We start from the raw sequence: 15696 nt of genomic DNA, 5'->3' as shown, positions 1-15696 counted from the left end.
CGAAGGCGTCCGGTCAGGCGCAACCGATGGCGCCCGATCCACCGCTTTCGCGAGCAAGCTCGCTCCCACAAGGGCACTGCAATGTTGGTGGTGAACCTGCATCAATCGTTGTCTGGCATGTGACGAGCGCAGCTGCGCGCCTTAGTATGGCGCTTTAATTTGCAGACAAGGCCCCTCCATGACGATCGAAATCCGCCCGGCGACCCCCAGCGATGCGCCGCAAATCCTCGCCTTTATCACCGAACTGGCAGATTTCGAAAAGGCCCGTCACGAAGTCATCGCCAGCGTCGCCGACATCGAGCGCAGCCTGTTCGGCGAAGGCGCCACCGCCCACGGCCTGATCTGCCTGCGCGACGGCTCGCCGATCGGCTTCGCGGTGTTCTTCTTCAGTTATTCAACGTGGCTGGGCAGCAATTGCCTGTACCTCGAAGACCTCTATATCACCCCCGAACAACGAGGCGGCGGCGCCGGCAAAACCCTGCTGCGCCACCTGGCGAAAATCGCCTGCGCCAACGACTGCGGCCGCTTCGAATGGAGCGTGCTGGAATGGAACACCCCAGCCATCGAATTCTACAAGTCGCTCGGTGCGCAACCGCAGGAGGAATGGGTGCGGTATCGCATGGATGGCAAGGTGTTGCGCGAATTTGCCGAGGGCTGAGCACAATGATGGCGATCTACTGCTGATTCAGTTGTCGCCACCGCTCTAGTCCGGCATTCTTTGCGCCATTTTTGCGCGCTCACGGACGACACCTGCAATGCATCTGGCAAAATTTCTCCGCGCCTGTGGAGCCCTCGCTGCGTCAATGAGTGACCAGCTATGAGTGGACTGCAGGCGTCCATGCGTCTGTATGGTCTGGTGAAAACCACCGGCTCTTCTGACGACCCGAATCGACAGGCTGTCGAAATTCTCTGCATGGCCCAGCGCACTGGCGGCCTGGCTATACGGGCTTTCGTGTCGCGGCTCGACGCCGAGTTGATGTCGCGCAGCGCCGGCCTCGGCGAATACCGTGTGGTAGCGCTGAGAACCTTTGATCCCACAGCGATTATCGACGCCCATCAAGGCTGGCTGATGCTGCACGTCAGTTGCGGCTTCGTCGCTCTCGCCGGTCATTCTCTGTTGAAAAACGGTGCGTTGATCCCGATGGGCTGGCACGTCTACTCCGAAGTAGGGCGCTGGACCTCCAGGCATCATCTGGACCTTGGCGTGGAAATGGGCGACTTGCTGCAATCGACTTTCGAGCGCAATCACCTGCGTAACTACAACGCCTGGCTCAACGAACTTGATGATGCAACGCCTGCCGAGTTGAGTTGGCAAGCCAACGAAGCCTGGCGTGCCATACAAACCGCGACAGCACCTGAAAGCCGTGAGCATTGTCATGCTCTGTTCGACCCGGTCGACAATCGCTGGCGCTTTGCCGCGACCGACATCGACATCTATCAGCCATCCCCGGCACCCCTTAAGCAAGGAGCTTTGAATTGAGTGGTAAACCCGCAGCTCGCGTCACCGACCCAACCGCCTGCCCACTGCCAGGTCACGGCACCAACCCGATTGTCTCCGGCTCGCCGAACGTATTCTTCGACGGCCTCGCTGCTGCACGCATGACCGATAAATCAGCGTGTGGCAGCCCTATCACCGGAGCGGTCTCCGGCACTGTTTTCATTAACGGCCTGAATGCCGCGATGCTCGATAGCACTGGTGGGCATGGCAATGTCGTGATCGGTGGCTCGGGCACGGTGATCATCGGCCAAAGTGGGGGAGGGGCCGCATTTAGCGGGCTGTTGCCGATGCCGGTGCATTTCAACGACCGGATGCAAGTAATCAATGAGATCACAGGAGAGCCCATGCCGAATCATCCCTACGCGATTCAACGCGGTGATGGACGCGTCGAACACGGCGTTACCGATGGCAAGGGTTTCACTCACACGGTGAGCTCGCACCTGCCTGAATCCATCAAATTGTTCGTAGAGTAAGAAGCTATGGCCGCTGAAAATTCGCAATTGAAAGGCTGTCAAAGACTGGTCGTGACACACGAATTAACATGTAAAACCGACGGGACCGTAAAGCAGGCTACGGTTAGCCCGAAAAAAATTGTTTTATTTTTCGTCGGAGGGGCGGGAGACAAGGAGAGTTATTACGGAACGGGACCGAACAATAATGTGGCTGAGGCACTGAAAATATTCATCAAGAATATGGACGCTGAAGGCCTTTGCCCTGATACCTACGACGCACACCACATCGGTTATAACGCCTTCACCAGTGATGAGGGACTTAATGCAAATGTGTTGGCGAAAATTCCCGATCTGACCACTCCGGTCTACATTATCGGGCATAGCCTGGGAGGCTGGAATGGAGCTCACTTGTCTAAAGTGCTGGCAGACAGAGGCTATCGAATCCCGGTATTGGTTACGCTGGACCCCGTCGGAGAGGGTCAGATCGTATGGGGCATATCAAATATTTATCAAAAAGAGCCTACTCCCAAGGCTGAATATTGGGTGAATGTAAGAGCGGATGCCAAAGACTGGAATTTTTCTGATCTCGTGGCGGATTTTGGAGAGCAGTGGGACATGACAAGCGGCCCGAATATGAACGGCCGGGTAGATGTGAACCATGCCGATGCCTGGGCTATCTACATTGCCGTATTAGGTGGCGGAGTGTCAGCGAGGGATATTCTGATGCAGTCAGTGATACAGCACTTCAAAGGGAGGAAATGTGCGTAAATCTTTACTGATTTCAATGTTTTTGGTATGTGCGTCATGCGCCGTCAGTCATGGGCGGCCGATTGCACATATTGAATATATGAATGTGGAGCGCTATCTCAATCGAAATGTTTACCCAGTCACGTTCTCTTCTGATGTCGACGTGGAGCAATTATTCAAATCGAAAATAAGCCAATCTCTGCTCTGTTCCTTCGACCAGAAAACAGATTTCTCAATGCCGCAAGATCTGAAGGAATATGGCGAGGGCTGGGTTGAGCCGGTTAAGTCAGGGGACGGACTGGTATTCAAAGCGGATCTGATGTTTTACAAGGTTAAGGATTCAACAAGTTATACGCTAATGAGCAGCAATGAATTAAAGGCCTTGCTGGCTCGGCAACAGTCGCTAGCTTGTAAAGTCCGAATCAACTCTTACTCCTACAAGGTCTATTTATCGGAGGTCATGAAGATTCCAGTTAAAGATCTCATGAGAGAAGTCAATAAATACTGAGTCGGGGGCGCTCGATGAGTCACGTGAGAGTTTCGGTTCCCTAGGTCATCGACCGATGCTCTAACGCAACTGAGCCATCCACCCATCAAGTCCAAAGCGGGGCGATTTCTCGTCCCAAAATATGGGATCGATATTTATATATTGAGATTTCCCGTCCCTCGGGTTTATAGTCCATCGCACTCACTGCCAAAAACAAAACAGGTGAAGCGATGCAGGCGCAATTGATCGCGCTCGATTGGGGGACGACCTCATTACGTGCTTACAAACTCGCGGCGGACGGTGTGGTGCTGGAGCAGCGTGCGCTGTCGTCCGGGATCATGCAGTTGCCCAAGACCCCGCGAATCATCCACGGCCGTGAATGCGCCGATGGTTTTGAACTGGCCTTCGACGAAGCCTGTGGTGACTGGCTCGATGCGCAGCCGGATCTGCCGGTAATCGCTTGCGGCATGGTCGGCAGTGCACAGGGCTGGCGCGAGGCGGCTTACTGCGAGACGCCGGCCGACGTCGCCCATCTCGGAAATTCCCTACAAACTGTTCTCAGCCTGCGCGGCACGCCGGTGCATATTGTCCCTGGCGTAATCCAGCGCTCGCGACTTCCCAACGTGATGCGTGGCGAAGAAACCCAAGTCCTCGGCGTGCTGCAAAGTCTACCGGCCGAGGCGGGTAACGATCTGCTGATCGGCCTGCCCGGCAGCCACTCGAAATGGGTGGAAGTGGTCGATGGCCGCATCACTCATTTCGACACCTTCATGACCGGCGAAGTGTTTGCCGTGCTCAGCGAGCACAGCATCCTCGGTCGTACCCAACAACCGAGCGCGACCTTCGATGCGCAGGCGTTTGATCGCGGCGTGCAGATCGCGCTTTCGGCGGATGCCGAGCTCGGTGTGCTGTCGACCTTGTTCAGCGCCCGTACCCTCGGTCTTACCGGCGAACTGAGCCCGACTGCTCAAGCGGATTATCTCTCCGGCCTGATGATCGGCCATGAGCTGGCCGCACTCGCCAATGTGCAGTGGCGCCGGCGCAATCAAGCGAATCTTCCATCGATCGTGCTCATCGGCAACGCGCAATTGTGCACGCGATATCGCCGTGCCCTCAATGCCTGCGGCTTTGCTCAGGTGACGCTGGCCGAGCAGGCCACCGAGCGTGGCCTGTGGCAACTGGCGCGCGCCGCCGGACTCATAGATTTCTCATCCCGTTAACTTTGACTGGAGGCCTGACATGCTCAAGCAAGCACTGGCACAAAACGGTCTGATCGCGATTCTGCGTGGCCTGCAACCGCAGGAAGCGGCGGCTGTCGGTGAAGTCCTGTATTCCGCCGGATTTCGCGTCATCGAAGTACCGCTCAATTCCCCATCGCCGTACGAAAGTATCCGCATCCTGCGTGATGCGCTGCCCGCCGATTGCCTGATCGGTGCCGGCACGGTGCTCAGCCCCGAGCAGGTCGAGCAGGTCAAAGCGGCTGGCGGCCAAGTGATCGTCATGCCGCACAGCGATGCCAAGGTGTTGCGCGCGGCGAAAGCGGCGGGGCTGTTCCTGTCGCCGGGCGTGGCCACGCCGACCGAAGCCTTCGCCGCATTGGCCGAGGGCGCGGACATTCTCAAGCTGTTTCCGGCCGAGCAAATGAGCCCGGCGGTCGTCAAGGCCTGGCTCGCGGTGTTGCCAGCCGGCACGGTGCTGGCGCCGGTCGGCGGCATTACGCCGGACAACATGCAGGCCTTTATCGACGCCGGTGTGAAAGGTTTCGGTCTCGGTTCCGGCCTGTTCAAACCGGGCATGACGCCCGAGCAGGTGGCGGTCAATGCCAAGGCCTACGTGGCTGCCTGGAAAGCCCTGCGTTAAGAATTTTTGGGCGCTGTGTGCGCTGCATCTAATAAAAGCTGCATTTACAAAAGAGAGCAGAGATGAAAATCACCAAACTCACGACCTTCATCGTTCCGCCGCGGTGGTGCTTCCTCAAGGTCGAAACCGACGAGGGCGTGACCGGTTGGGGCGAGCCTGTGGTTGAAGGGCGCGCCCATACCGTAGCTGCTGCGGTGGAAGAATTGTCCGACTACCTGATCGGCAAAGACCCACGCAATATTGAAGACATCTGGACCGTGCTCTATCGCGGCGGCTTCTACCGTGGCGGCGCGATTCACATGAGCGCGCTGGCCGGTATCGACCAAGCGCTGTGGGACATCAAGGGCAAGGCCCTCGGCGTGTCGGTCAGCGATCTGCTCGGTGGCCAGGTGCGCGACAAGATTCGTGTCTATTCGTGGATCGGCGGCGACCGTCCGGCCGACACCGCGCGTGCGGCGAAAGAAGCGGTGAGCCGTGGTTTCACGGCGGTGAAAATGAACGGCACCGAAGAACTGCAGTTCCTCGACACCTTCGAGAAAGTCGACCTCGCCCTGGCCAACGTTGCCGCCGTACGTGATGCGGTGGGGCCGAACGTCGGTATCGGCGTCGACTTCCACGGCCGCGTGCACAAGCCGATGGCCAAGGTGCTGATGAAGGAGCTCGACCCGTACAAACTGATGTTCATCGAAGAACCGGTGCTCAGCGAAAACTACGAAGCGCTGAAAGAACTGGCGCCGCTGACCAGCACGCCGATTGCCCTCGGCGAGCGGCTGTTCTCGCGTTGGGACTTTAAACGGGTGTTGAGCGAAGGCTACGTCGACATTATCCAGCCGGATGCTTCCCACGCTGGCGGCATCACCGAAACCCGCAAGATCGCCAACATGGCCGAAGCCTACGACGTCGCGCTGGCGCTGCATTGCCCGCTGGGACCGATCGCCCTGGCGGCGTGTTTGCAACTCGACGCGGCTTGTTACAACGCGTTTATCCAGGAGCAGAGCCTGGGCATCCATTACAACGAGAGCAACGACTTGCTCGACTATGTGAAGGATCCGCGCGTCTTCGACTACGACCAAGGCTTCGTCAAGATCCCGAACGGCCCGGGGCTGGGCATCGAGATCAACGAGGAATACGTGATCGAGCGTGCCGCCGTCGGCCACCGCTGGCGCAACCCGATCTGGCGTCATGCCGATGGCAGCTTTGCCGAGTGGTGAGTCTCTGACTCGCTAGCATCAGATCGTTCCCACGCTCTGCGTGGGAATGCCTCAATGGACGCTCTGCGTCCGCTGCTGGGACGCGGAGCGTCCCGGGCTGCATTCCCACGCGGAGCGTGGGAACGATCAGTTCTCCGAGGGAGAGGAGATCTGCGTCATGACCTCAACAAACATAAAAAGAGGCATCTCTCATGCAAACGCACACCCTCTCCGGGCAGGCGTCTTTAGTCACGCCTAGCCGCAAGCGATTTTTCATCATGGTGTTGCTGTTCATCACCGTGGTCATCAATTACCTCGACCGCAGCAACCTGTCGATTGCCGCGCCGGCGCTGACCAGTGAGCTGGGCATCGATCCGGTTCACGTCGGTCTGATCTTCTCCGCCTTCGGCTGGACTTACGCTGCCATGCAGATCCCCGGCGGCTGGCTGGTCGATCGCGTGCCGCCGCGCATCCTTTACAGCGTCGCGCTGCTGCTGTGGTCGGTGGCCACGGTGATGCTCGGTTTCGTCAGCAGCTTCATCGCGCTGTTTGTGCTGCGCATGGCCGTCGGTGCGCTGGAGGCGCCCGCCTATCCGATCAACAGCCGCGTGGTCACCACCTGGTTTCCTGAGCGCGAGCGCGCCACGGCGATCGGTTTCTACACCTCCGGACAGTTTGTCGGCCTGGCCTTCCTGACCCCGGTGCTGGCGTGGCTGCAACATGCATTCGGCTGGCACATGGTGTTCGTCGCCACCGGTGCGGTGGGCATTCTCTGGGCAATGATCTGGTACGCGGTGTATCGCGAGCCGCGCGATTTCAAAGGCACCAATCAGGCGGAAATCGACCTGATCCGCGAAGGCGGCGGGCTGGTCGATATCCAGGCCGAGGCGGCCAAGGTCAAAGCCAAATTCAGTTGGACCGATCTGGGCATCGTCCTCAGCAAGCGCAAGTTGTGGGGCATCTACCTCGGCCAGTTCTGCCTGAACTCGACGCTGTGGTTCTTCCTCACCTGGTTTCCGACCTATCTGGTGAAATATCGCGGCATGGACTTCATCAAGTCCGGTCTGCTCGCATCGCTGCCATTTCTTGCCGCGTTCGTCGGCGTGTTGTGCTCGGGATTCTTTTCCGACTTCCTGATCCGGCGCGGCTACACCGTGGGCTTCGCGCGCAAACTGCCGATCATTGGCGGGCTGCTGATTTCGACTTCGATCATCGGCGCCAACTTTGTCGAGTCGACGCCGCTGGTGATTGCCTTCCTCGCCCTGGCATTTTTTGGCAACGGTCTGGCGTCGATCACCTGGTCACTGGTGTCGACGCTGGCACCGGCGCGGTTGCTCGGTCTGACCGGTGGCGTGTTCAACTTCATCGGCAACCTGTCGGCGATTGCTACGCCGATTGTGATCGGCTTCCTCGCCAGCGGCGATTCGTTCGCGCCGGCGATCACCTACATCGCCGTGCTCGCGCTGGTCGGTGCCTTGTCCTACGTGCTGCTGGTGGGCAAGGTCGAGCGTATCGAGTTGTAGTGCTCTGCGTCGGGCGACCATAATGCCGCCCGTTCCTTCGCTCAACGGTAAAAGGCTGGATATGCAGGAAGACGCCCCGGAAAAAACCAAGGACGCCGCGCCCACCGGCACCCAGACGCTGCTGCGCGGCCTCGGTGTAGTGCAGGCGGTGGCCAGTGGCGCGCGTGATCTCAAGGAGATTGCCCGGCTGATCGGCACCACGCGCAGCACTACCCATCGTCTGGCCAGCTGTCTGGTCGACGAGCGTTATCTGCGCGTGGTGCCGCAAATCGGTTATCTGCTCGGGCCGAAACTGATCGAACTGGGCTTTCAGGCCCGCGAAGAGTTGCCGCTGGTGACGTTGGCCGGGCCGTATCTGGATGAGTTGTCGGCGCTGACCGGCGATACCGTGCACCTCGGAATCCGCGAAGGCGACGAAGTGCTGTATCTATTGAAGAACCCCGGACGCAACGGGCCGGAAATGCGCTCGCGGGTCGGCCATCGCATGCCGCTGGTGCGCACCGGGATCGGCAAGGCCTTGATGCTCGATGATTCGCCGCAGGATTGGCGGCGGCTGTACGACATCAGCCTGCCGGCGGGGGGCAAAAGTCAGTTCTGGCCGCAGCATCCCCAGCAGTCGTGGGAACAGCTTGAGCAGCGCATGGGCGAATACGTCGCCGGTGGCTACGCGTTCGATCTGGAAGACAACGAACCGTCGATCCGCTGCGTGGCGGCGCCGATTCGTGATGCGAGCAAGGGCATCGTCGCGGCAATCAGTATCGCCAGCACCGTGCCGTACATGCCGCTGGAAAAAATGGCCGAGTTGATTCCCCTGCTGAAAGGGGTCACAACCCGGCTGTCGGCGGAGCTGGGCTTGAAGGTGTAAGCCGTGAAGGTTTAAGCCTTCAGCGTCGCCATGTCGATGACGAAGCGGTACTTCACATCACCGGCAATCATCCGCGCGTAGGCTTCGTTGATCTGGCGGATGTCGAGCATTTCGATGTCGCAGGTGATGTTGTGCTCGGCGCAGAAATCCAGCACTTCTTGGGTCTCGGCGATACCGCCGATCAAGGAACCGGCCAGCACGCGGCGGCTCATCACCAGTTTGCCGGCGTGAACGGGCGGGTTCACCGGCTCGATCAGGCCGACCAGAATGTGCACGCCGTCGAAACGCAGGGTGTCGAGGTACGGGTTCAAATCGTGTTGCACCGGAATGGTGTCGAGCAGGAAGTCGAAGTAGCCGGCCGCGGCCTTCATCTGCTCGGCATCGGTGGAGACGATGACGTGATCAGCGCCCTGACGGCGACCTTCTTCAGCCTTGCTCGCCGAGCGGGTGAACAGCGTGACTTCGGCGCCCATGGCCTTGGCGAACTTGATGCCCATGTGGCCGAGGCCGCCCATGCCAAGAATCCCGACCTTGTCACCGGCCTTGACGCCGTAGTGCTTCAGCGGCGAGTAAGTGGTGATACCGGCGCAGAGAATCGGTGCGGCGCTGGCCAGAGCGAGTTTCTCGGGGATGCGCACAACGAAGTGTTCGCTGACCACGATGCTGTCGGAATAACCGCCCATGGTATTGCTGCCATCGACCCGGTCCGGGGTGGCGTAAGTCATGGTCGGGCCTTCCAGGCAATATTGCTCGAGGTTCGCCTGGCAGGCTTCACAGCTGCGGCAGGAGTCGACCATGCAGCCGACGCCGACCAGATCGCCTACCTTGTGACGGGTGACATTCGCACCGACAGCGGTGACTTTTCCGACGATCTCATGGCCGGGCATCAGCGGATAAACGGCGATGCCCCATTCGTTGCGTGCCTGATGGATGTCGGAATGGCAGACGCCGCAATAGAGAATTTCGATCGCCACGTCGTCGGCGCGCGGGCTGCGGCGTTCGAATTTCATCGGGGCGAGGGGAGTGGTGGCCGATTGGGCGGCATAGCCGATGGCGGTGTACATGGGGTTACCTCGCAAAAACAGTGACAAGTGAGGCGGTGAATTCTGGCCGTCAGGCGCGGGTACGGCCATGACGATTTCTCCGGGTCTCATGCCTAATCCTCCGGCATGCGGGTTTCGGCGATCGCATTGGCCAGCGGATCTGCGATGATGTTTTCATCCCCTTTTCCGTGAATTTTACGAAGACCTATTCGATGCAGTTGACCCGTCATCTTGATGCCAATGCCCGGCTGGTTTCGCTGATCGAGCCACTGGCGCTGCGCGATGGCTACAGCCAGACCGGCCTGCCCGGTGTGCAGATTTTGCGCGCCAGTTGCGACGTCGCCCGTGGTCCGCATATCTACGAGCCGAGCCTGATGATCATCGCCCAGGGCAGCAAACTGGCGTTCCTCGGCCCACGGACCATGGAATATGGCGCCGGGCATTACCTGATCCAGGCGCTGCCGGTGCCGTTCGAATGCGAAACCTTTGCCTTGCCCGATGCGCCATTGCTCGGTGTGTCGGTGGCGATCGATCGTGTCCTGCTCGGCGAACTGGTGCTGGCCATGGGGCTGGCGCCGGGTCGGCATATTCCGGCGCAGACGCCGGAGTCGATGACCTCGGTGGTACTCGACGATGGCATGCGCGGTTGTGTCGAACGGCTGCTCAGCTGTCTGCACGATCCGCTGGAATGCCAGATTCTCGGCCCGGCGCGGGTTCGCGAATTATTGTTCGTCGCGCTGCGCGGGCCGCAAGCGGATGTGTTGCGAGCGTTGGTCGAGCAACAAGGGCAATTTGCCCGGGTGGCGGCGTCGATCAGCCATCTGCATGCGCATTACACCGAGCCGCTCAATGTCGAGACACTGGCCGGTTGCGCGAACATGAGCGTGTCGACGTTTCATGAGCATTTCAAACGCAGCACATTGTTGTCGCCGGTCCAGTATCTGAAGCGTTTGCGCTTGTTGAAGGCGCAGACGCTGCTGGTGGCGGAGGGGCTGGGTGTCGCGCAGGTGGCGCATCGGGTGGGGTATCAGAGCACGTCGCAATTCAGTCGCGAATACAAGCGCTACTTCGAACGCAGCCCGGGGGATGAGCGCGCTGCCTGATCCGCTGAAGATCCCCTGTAGGAGTGAGCCTGCTCGCTCCCACAGTTGTTTTGTAGTGTCAGAGGAATTTTGGGCAACAAAAAGGCCCCCATTTCGGGAGCCTTGTGTTCAGCGTTTCGACTTACATGTTCGGGTAAGTCGGGCCGCCGGCGCCTTCCGGCGCGACCCAGGTGATGTTCTGCGCAGGGTCCTTGATGTCACAGGTCTTGCAGTGCACGCAGTTCTGGGCGTTGATCTGGAAGCGCTTCTCGCCGTCTTCCTTGGTGATCACTTCGTATACGCCGGCCGGGCAGTAGCGCTGCGCCGGTTCGTCGTACAGCGGCAGGTTTTTGCTGATCGGGATGCTCGGATCGGTCAGCTTCAAGTGGCACGGCTGCTCTTCTTCGTGGTTGGTGCCGGAGATGAACACCGAGCTGAGTTTGTCGAAACTCAGTTTGCCGTCAGGTTTCGGGTAGTCGATCTTCTTGCAGTCGGCCGCGAGCTTGAGGCAGGCGTAATCCGGCTTGGTGTCGCGCAGGGTGAATGGCAGTTTGCCGCCGAAGATGTTCTGGTCCAGCCAGTTGAAACCACCGCCGATGATCGCGCCGTACTTGTGAATCGCCGGGCCGAAGTTACGGCTGGCGAACAGTTCTTCGTGCAGCCAGCTGTTCTTGAATGCGTCGACGTAAGTGGTCAGTTCGACGGTGCAATCCTGCTCGGCGAACAGCGCATCTGCCACCGATTCCGCCGCGAGCATGCCGGACTTCATCGCGGTGTGGCTGCCTTTGATCTTGGCGAAGTTCAGGGTGCCGAGGTCGCAACCGATCAGCGCGCCGCCCTTGAAGACCATTTTCGGCAGCGAGTTCAGGCCGCCCTTGGCGATGGCGCGAGCGCCGTAGCTGACGCGCTTGCCGCCTTCCAGATATTGCTTGAGCACCGGGTGATGCTTGAGGCGCTGGAACTCATCGAACGGCGATAGGTAAGTGTTGCTGTAGGACAGGTCGACGATCAGACCGACTACCACCTGATTGTTTTCCAGGTGATAGAGGAACGAGCCGCCGGTGTTCTCGGTGCCCATGATGTCCAGCGGCCAACCGGCGGTGTGCACCACCAGGCCCGGCTGATGCTTGGCCGGGTCGATTTCCCAGATTTCTTTCAGGCCGATGCCGTAGTGCTGAACGTCCGCATCGCTGTCGAGGTTGTAGCGTTTGATCAGTTGCTTGCCGATGTGGCCACGGCAGCCTTCGGCGAACAGCGTGTATTTGCCACGCAGTTCCATGCCAGGGGTGTACAGGCCTTCTTTCGGATGGCCTTCGCGGTCGACGCCCAGATCACCGGTGATGATCCCGCGCACTACGCCGTTTTCATCGATCAGCGCTTCCTGAGCGGCGAAGCCCGGGTAGATTTCCACACCGAGGTTTTCCGCCTGCTGAGCCAGCCAGCGGCACAGGTTGCCCAGGGAGATGATGTAGTTGCCTTCGTTGTGCATGGTCTTGGGCACAAAGAAGTCAGGAATCTTCTGCGCGCTGTCAGCGTTTTTCAGCACGAAAATGTCATCGCGTGTGACGGGCGTGTTCAGCGGCGCGCCGAGCTCTTTCCAGTCCGGGAACAGTTCGTTCAGGGCGCGGGGTTCGAATACCGCACCGGAAAGGATGTGTGCACCGACTTCGGAGCCTTTTTCGACCACGCAGACGCTGATTTCCTTACCGGCGTCAGCGGCCTTCTGCTTCAAGCGGCAGGCGGCGGACAGACCAGCGGGGCCGGCACCGACGATGACGACGTCGAATTCCATGTATTCGCGTTCCACAGGCTATCTCCTACTCAAGGCTCAACAGTTTTTTTTCTAATATGGAGGTTTGATCTCGCATCCGTATTGCCTTTACGTTAACGTCAAAGGGAATATTGGCGAATCCACCTTTCTCTCTAGGCGGCGCATTATATCTACACCACTCCGAGCGTCCAATACAAACGTTTGTTTGAATCGCCTCCAGCCCTGATAAATCAAAGAAGCGCGGCTTATGACAGGGCATTTTGGCGTATTGACCAGAATGGGCGTTCCGGTCAAGATACGGGCGGTTTTGCGCTCGCCGTAGGCAGACTGGCGGTTTCAAGAGCACCTCTAAAGACAGGGCACAGGCAGTAGACGGTGATGCGCAGCGCAAGTCCGGCGCGCAGTTTACACAGCGTGAGAATGAATGACCTGGCAGTCACCCCTGACGAACGGTCACCTCCCTTCGCGAAGTGAATCACCTCACATTCAAGCCGGCGTTTTTAGAGGTGCCCTTGTCGCCCGATGAGCATCATCCGCCAGGTTCGCCTAGGCGACTTTCTTTTCACCGGAGAGTAACGAGGAATCCATGAAGGTTCTTGTAGCTGTCAAACGCGTTGTGGATTACAACGTCAAGGTCCGCGTCAAGGCGGACAATTCCGGCGTCGACCTCGCCAACGTCAAGATGTCGATGAACCCATTCTGCGAAATCGCCGTGGAAGAAGCCGTACGCCTGAAAGAGAAGGGCGTTGCGACTGAAATCGTTGTCGTCTCCATCGGCCCGACCACCGCTCAGGAGCAGCTGCGTACCGCACTGGCTCTGGGTGCCGATCGCGCCATCCTCGTCGAATCCGCTGAAGACCTGACCTCGCTGGCCGTGGCCAAGCTGCTCAAGGCTGTTGTCGACAAGGAACAGCCGCAGCTGGTGATTCTTGGCAAACAGGCGATCGACAGCGACAACAACCAGACCGGCCAGATGCTCGCGGCACTGAGCGGCTACGGTCAGGGCACCTTCGCTTCGAAAGTCGAAGTCTCCGGCGACAGCGTTGCCGTGACCCGCGAAATCGACGGCGGCGCGCAGACCGTTTCGCTGAAACTGCCAGCCATCGTCACCACCGACCTGCGTTTGAACGAGCCGCGCTACGCGTCCCTGCCAAACATCATGAAAGCCAAGAAGAAGCCTCTCGAAGTGCTGACTCCGGACGCTTTGGGCGTTTCCACCGCCTCCACCAACAAGACACTGAAAGTTGAAGCGCCGGCTGCACGCAGCGCAGGCATCAAGGTCAAGTCGGTGGCTGAACTGGTTGAAAAACTCAAGAACGAAGCGAAGGTAATCTAAATGACTATCTTGGTTATTGCTGAACACGACAACAAAGTGCTGGCCCCGGCCACACTGAACACCGTGGCCGCTGCTGCCAAAATCGGCGGCGACATCCACGTTCTGGTAGCAGGTCAGGGCGCAGGCCCGGTGGCCGAAGCCGCAGCGAAAATCGCTGGCGTGAGCAAAGTCCTCAACGCTGACAATGCCGCCTACGCGCATCAGTTGCCGGAAAACGTTGCTCCGCTGGTTGCAGAGCTGGGCGCTGGCTACAGCCACATCCTCGCTGCCGCCACTTCCAATGGCAAAAACATCCTGCCGCGCGTTGCTGCTGCGCTGGACGTTGACCAGATCTCCGAGATCATCTCGGTCGAAAGCGCTGACACTTTCAAGCGCCCGATCTACGCCGGTAACGCCATCGCTACCGTGCAATCGACTGCTGCGATCAAAGTGATCACCGTGCGTGCCACCGGTTTCGATCCGGTTGCTGCTGAAGGTGGTTCGGCTGCCGTTGAAGCCGTTGGCGCTGCCCACGACGCTGGTACCTCGAGCTTCGTCAGCGAAGAGCTGGCCAAGTCCGACCGTCCTGAGCTGACCGCTGCCAAGATCGTCGTTTCCGGCGGTCGCGGCATGCAGAACGGTGACAACTTCAAACACCTGTACGCGCTGGCCGACAAGCTCGGCGCTGCTGTTGGCGCTTCGCGCGCTGCGGTTGACGCAGGTTTCGTACCGAACGACATGCAGGTCGGTCAGACCGGCAAGATCGTTGCGCCACAGCTGTACATCGCCGTCGGTATCTCCGGCGCGATCCAGCATCTGGCCGGCATGAAAGACTCCAAGGTGATCGTTGCGATCAACAAGGACGAAGAAGCGCCGATCTTCCAGGTGGCCGATTACGGTCTCGTGGCGGATCTGTTCGAAGCAGTACCTGAGCTGGAGAAGCTGGTCTAATCCGGCGGCTTCACTTATAAAGAGCCCGGCCTGTTGGTCGGGCTTTTTTTTGTCTCGAATTTCAAGCGGGAGCGTTTTGCCATGGATCTGCGCTGCGGATGGTTATTGGGATTGTTGCTGTTGCCAGGTTTGGCCATGGCCGCGGGCAAGTGCGAGCGCCTGGTCGTCACCGGCAGCCCTGACGCGCCGCCCTACTTGTGGCAGGACCCGCAAAACCCCAAGCGCCTGATCGGCGCCAGTGCCGATCTGTTGCAGCAAGTGGCCAAGGATCTGGGCATCAAAGTCGACCTGCTCTACGCCGGCAAACGCTCGCAGGCCCTCGATGAAGTGCGCAGCGGGCGCATGGACATGCTGGCCGACGCGCCGCTGACCGTGAATGAGCTGGAGAACTTCGACTTCATTCATCCGCCACTGCTGGAAAACGATTACCTGGTGTGGACGCGCAAAGGCTCGACGCTGACCTATGCCGAGGCCAGCGACCTGAAAGGCCATGCCGGCGCGGTGTCGGAAAAGTCGCGGATGACCCAGGCATTCGGCACTTTCGCCGAACAGAATCTGACGCTGACCCGCACAGTCAACCTTACCGAGGCATTACAGAAACTGCTGTTGGGCGAGGTGGAATATGTCCTCGCCGGACGTTACTCAGGCCTGGCCGCCGCGCAGACATTGGGCATGACCAGCGATCTGTTGGCGTTTGAACAACCCATCGACCGGCCGGGTCTGTTCCTTGCGGTTTCGCATAACTCGGCCTGCAACGATCCGTGGTTGCGCGGACAGCTCGCCAAAAAGATGACAGAATTGCCCGCGTCCGGACTGACGGAAGCCGCGCTGCAACGCAACATCGAGCGCTGGAAGGCGCAACAGCAGCAGCCGCCACAACCTGTCAGTGCCCCAAAACAGTAGGGATTCTTA

Annotated in this window: 16 protein-coding genes; 14 read left to right on the top strand and 2 right to left on the bottom strand. The window is 59.3% G+C overall.

Going from position 1 to position 15696, the window contains the following annotated elements:
* Positions 1–178 precede the first annotated feature (178 nt).
* The 10 genes from QMX86_RS14485 (at position 179) to QMX86_RS14440 (ending at position 8622) form a co-directional block, all read left to right on the top strand.
* Positions 179–658 (top strand): GNAT family N-acetyltransferase, encoded by a 480-nt coding sequence (locus QMX86_RS14485; RefSeq protein WP_071173199.1) that lies wholly within the window; start codon positions 179–181, stop codon positions 656–658.
* A 159-nt stretch (positions 659–817) separates the two neighbouring features.
* Entirely contained in the window at positions 818–1480 is a 663-nt protein-coding gene (locus QMX86_RS14480; protein WP_282384845.1) for a hypothetical protein, read from the top strand.
* Positions 1477–1971 (top strand): PAAR domain-containing protein, encoded by a 495-nt coding sequence (locus QMX86_RS14475; RefSeq protein WP_122602280.1) that lies wholly within the window; start codon positions 1477–1479, stop codon positions 1969–1971. The genes QMX86_RS14480 and QMX86_RS14475 overlap by 4 nt, the downstream gene beginning before the upstream one ends.
* Positions 1972–1977: 6 nt before the next feature.
* The gene (locus QMX86_RS14470) at positions 1978–2718 is read left to right on the top strand and encodes an alpha/beta hydrolase (RefSeq protein ID WP_122507577.1); all 741 of its coding nucleotides are present in this window, start codon (positions 1978–1980) and stop codon (positions 2716–2718) included.
* A complete protein-coding gene (locus QMX86_RS14465) occupies positions 2711–3205 on the top strand; it encodes a hypothetical protein (RefSeq protein WP_157115958.1) in 495 nt (164 codons plus the stop codon). The genes QMX86_RS14470 and QMX86_RS14465 overlap by 8 nt, the downstream gene beginning before the upstream one ends.
* Positions 3206–3414: 209 nt before the next feature.
* Complete coding sequence (locus QMX86_RS14460) at positions 3415–4404, top strand: 2-dehydro-3-deoxygalactonokinase (RefSeq protein ID WP_282384848.1); 990 nt, start codon at positions 3415–3417, stop codon at positions 4402–4404.
* Positions 4405–4423: 19 nt separating this feature from the next.
* A complete protein-coding gene (locus tag QMX86_RS14455) occupies positions 4424–5044 on the top strand; it encodes a 2-dehydro-3-deoxy-6-phosphogalactonate aldolase (protein WP_282384849.1) in 621 nt (206 codons plus the stop codon).
* Between the two features lie 62 nt (positions 5045–5106).
* Positions 5107–6255, top strand: a complete 1149-nt coding sequence (gene dgoD, locus QMX86_RS14450; RefSeq protein WP_016770960.1) for a galactonate dehydratase — start codon at positions 5107–5109, stop codon at positions 6253–6255.
* A gap of 191 nt (positions 6256–6446) precedes the next feature.
* On the top strand, positions 6447–7757 hold the full coding sequence (locus tag QMX86_RS14445) for an MFS transporter (protein ID WP_130928895.1): 1311 nt from the start codon (positions 6447–6449) through the stop codon (positions 7755–7757).
* Between the two features lie 61 nt (positions 7758–7818).
* On the top strand, positions 7819–8622 hold the full coding sequence (locus tag QMX86_RS14440; RefSeq protein ID WP_016770958.1) for an IclR family transcriptional regulator: 804 nt from the start codon (positions 7819–7821) through the stop codon (positions 8620–8622).
* A gap of 11 nt (positions 8623–8633) precedes the next feature.
* On the opposite strand, the gene QMX86_RS14435 is transcribed toward QMX86_RS14440, so the two are convergent.
* A complete protein-coding gene (locus QMX86_RS14435; protein ID WP_016770957.1) occupies positions 8634–9686 on the bottom strand; it encodes an alcohol dehydrogenase catalytic domain-containing protein in 1053 nt (350 codons plus the stop codon).
* Positions 9687–9877: 191 nt separating this feature from the next.
* Here QMX86_RS14435 and QMX86_RS14430 point away from each other — a divergent pair, with 191 nt between their 5' ends.
* Positions 9878–10768, top strand: a complete 891-nt coding sequence (locus tag QMX86_RS14430; protein WP_016770956.1) for an AraC family transcriptional regulator — start codon at positions 9878–9880, stop codon at positions 10766–10768.
* A gap of 121 nt (positions 10769–10889) precedes the next feature.
* Here the strand turns inward: QMX86_RS14430 and QMX86_RS14425 are convergent, their stop codons facing one another.
* Positions 10890–12554 carry an electron transfer flavoprotein-ubiquinone oxidoreductase gene (locus tag QMX86_RS14425; protein ID WP_024013896.1) on the bottom strand — a complete coding sequence of 555 codons (1665 nt, stop codon included), beginning with the start codon at positions 12552–12554 and terminating at the stop codon, positions 10890–10892.
* Between the two features lie 550 nt (positions 12555–13104).
* Between QMX86_RS14425 and QMX86_RS14420 the strand changes: the two genes are divergently transcribed.
* From QMX86_RS14420 to QMX86_RS14410, 3 genes are all read left to right on the top strand, one after another.
* Positions 13105–13854, top strand: a complete 750-nt coding sequence (locus QMX86_RS14420; protein WP_007908338.1) for an electron transfer flavoprotein subunit beta/FixA family protein — start codon at positions 13105–13107, stop codon at positions 13852–13854.
* Complete coding sequence (locus tag QMX86_RS14415) at positions 13855–14784, top strand: FAD-binding protein (protein ID WP_016770954.1); 930 nt, start codon at positions 13855–13857, stop codon at positions 14782–14784.
* A gap of 81 nt (positions 14785–14865) precedes the next feature.
* Complete coding sequence (locus QMX86_RS14410) at positions 14866–15687, top strand: transporter substrate-binding domain-containing protein (protein ID WP_282384854.1); 822 nt, start codon at positions 14866–14868, stop codon at positions 15685–15687.
* Positions 15688–15696 lie beyond the last annotated feature (9 nt).

Source organism: Pseudomonas sp. PS01270, assembly GCF_029959775.1.
In the GTDB taxonomy this organism is placed as follows: domain Bacteria; phylum Pseudomonadota; class Gammaproteobacteria; order Pseudomonadales; family Pseudomonadaceae; genus Aquipseudomonas; species Aquipseudomonas atacamensis.
The sequence above is the reverse complement of the archived record's forward strand: the minus strand, read 5'-3'. Positions and strand labels throughout refer to the sequence as shown.

Excerpts from the sequence above, each read along its gene's own strand:
- QMX86_RS14485 (WP_071173199.1), top strand. The coding sequence starts at position 179 with ATGACGATCGAAATCCGCCCGGCGACCCCCAGCGATGCGCCGCAAATC.
- QMX86_RS14480 (WP_282384845.1), top strand. The coding sequence starts at position 818 with ATGAGTGGACTGCAGGCGTCCATGCGTCTGTATGGTCTGGTGAAAACC.
- QMX86_RS14470 (WP_122507577.1), top strand. The coding sequence starts at position 1,978 with ATGGCCGCTGAAAATTCGCAATTGAAAGGCTGTCAAAGACTGGTCGTG.
- QMX86_RS14460 (WP_282384848.1), top strand. The coding sequence starts at position 3,415 with ATGCAGGCGCAATTGATCGCGCTCGATTGGGGGACGACCTCATTACGT.
- QMX86_RS14455 (WP_282384849.1), top strand. The coding sequence starts at position 4,424 with ATGCTCAAGCAAGCACTGGCACAAAACGGTCTGATCGCGATTCTGCGT.
- dgoD (WP_016770960.1), top strand. The coding sequence starts at position 5,107 with ATGAAAATCACCAAACTCACGACCTTCATCGTTCCGCCGCGGTGGTGC.
- QMX86_RS14445 (WP_130928895.1), top strand. The coding sequence starts at position 6,447 with ATGCAAACGCACACCCTCTCCGGGCAGGCGTCTTTAGTCACGCCTAGC.
- QMX86_RS14440 (WP_016770958.1), top strand. The coding sequence starts at position 7,819 with ATGCAGGAAGACGCCCCGGAAAAAACCAAGGACGCCGCGCCCACCGGC.
- QMX86_RS14435 (WP_016770957.1), bottom strand. The coding sequence starts at position 9,686 with ATGTACACCGCCATCGGCTATGCCGCCCAATCGGCCACCACTCCCCTC.
- QMX86_RS14430 (WP_016770956.1), top strand. The coding sequence starts at position 9,878 with ATGCAGTTGACCCGTCATCTTGATGCCAATGCCCGGCTGGTTTCGCTG.
- QMX86_RS14420 (WP_007908338.1), top strand. The coding sequence starts at position 13,105 with ATGAAGGTTCTTGTAGCTGTCAAACGCGTTGTGGATTACAACGTCAAG.
- QMX86_RS14415 (WP_016770954.1), top strand. The coding sequence starts at position 13,855 with ATGACTATCTTGGTTATTGCTGAACACGACAACAAAGTGCTGGCCCCG.
- QMX86_RS14410 (WP_282384854.1), top strand. The coding sequence starts at position 14,866 with ATGGATCTGCGCTGCGGATGGTTATTGGGATTGTTGCTGTTGCCAGGT.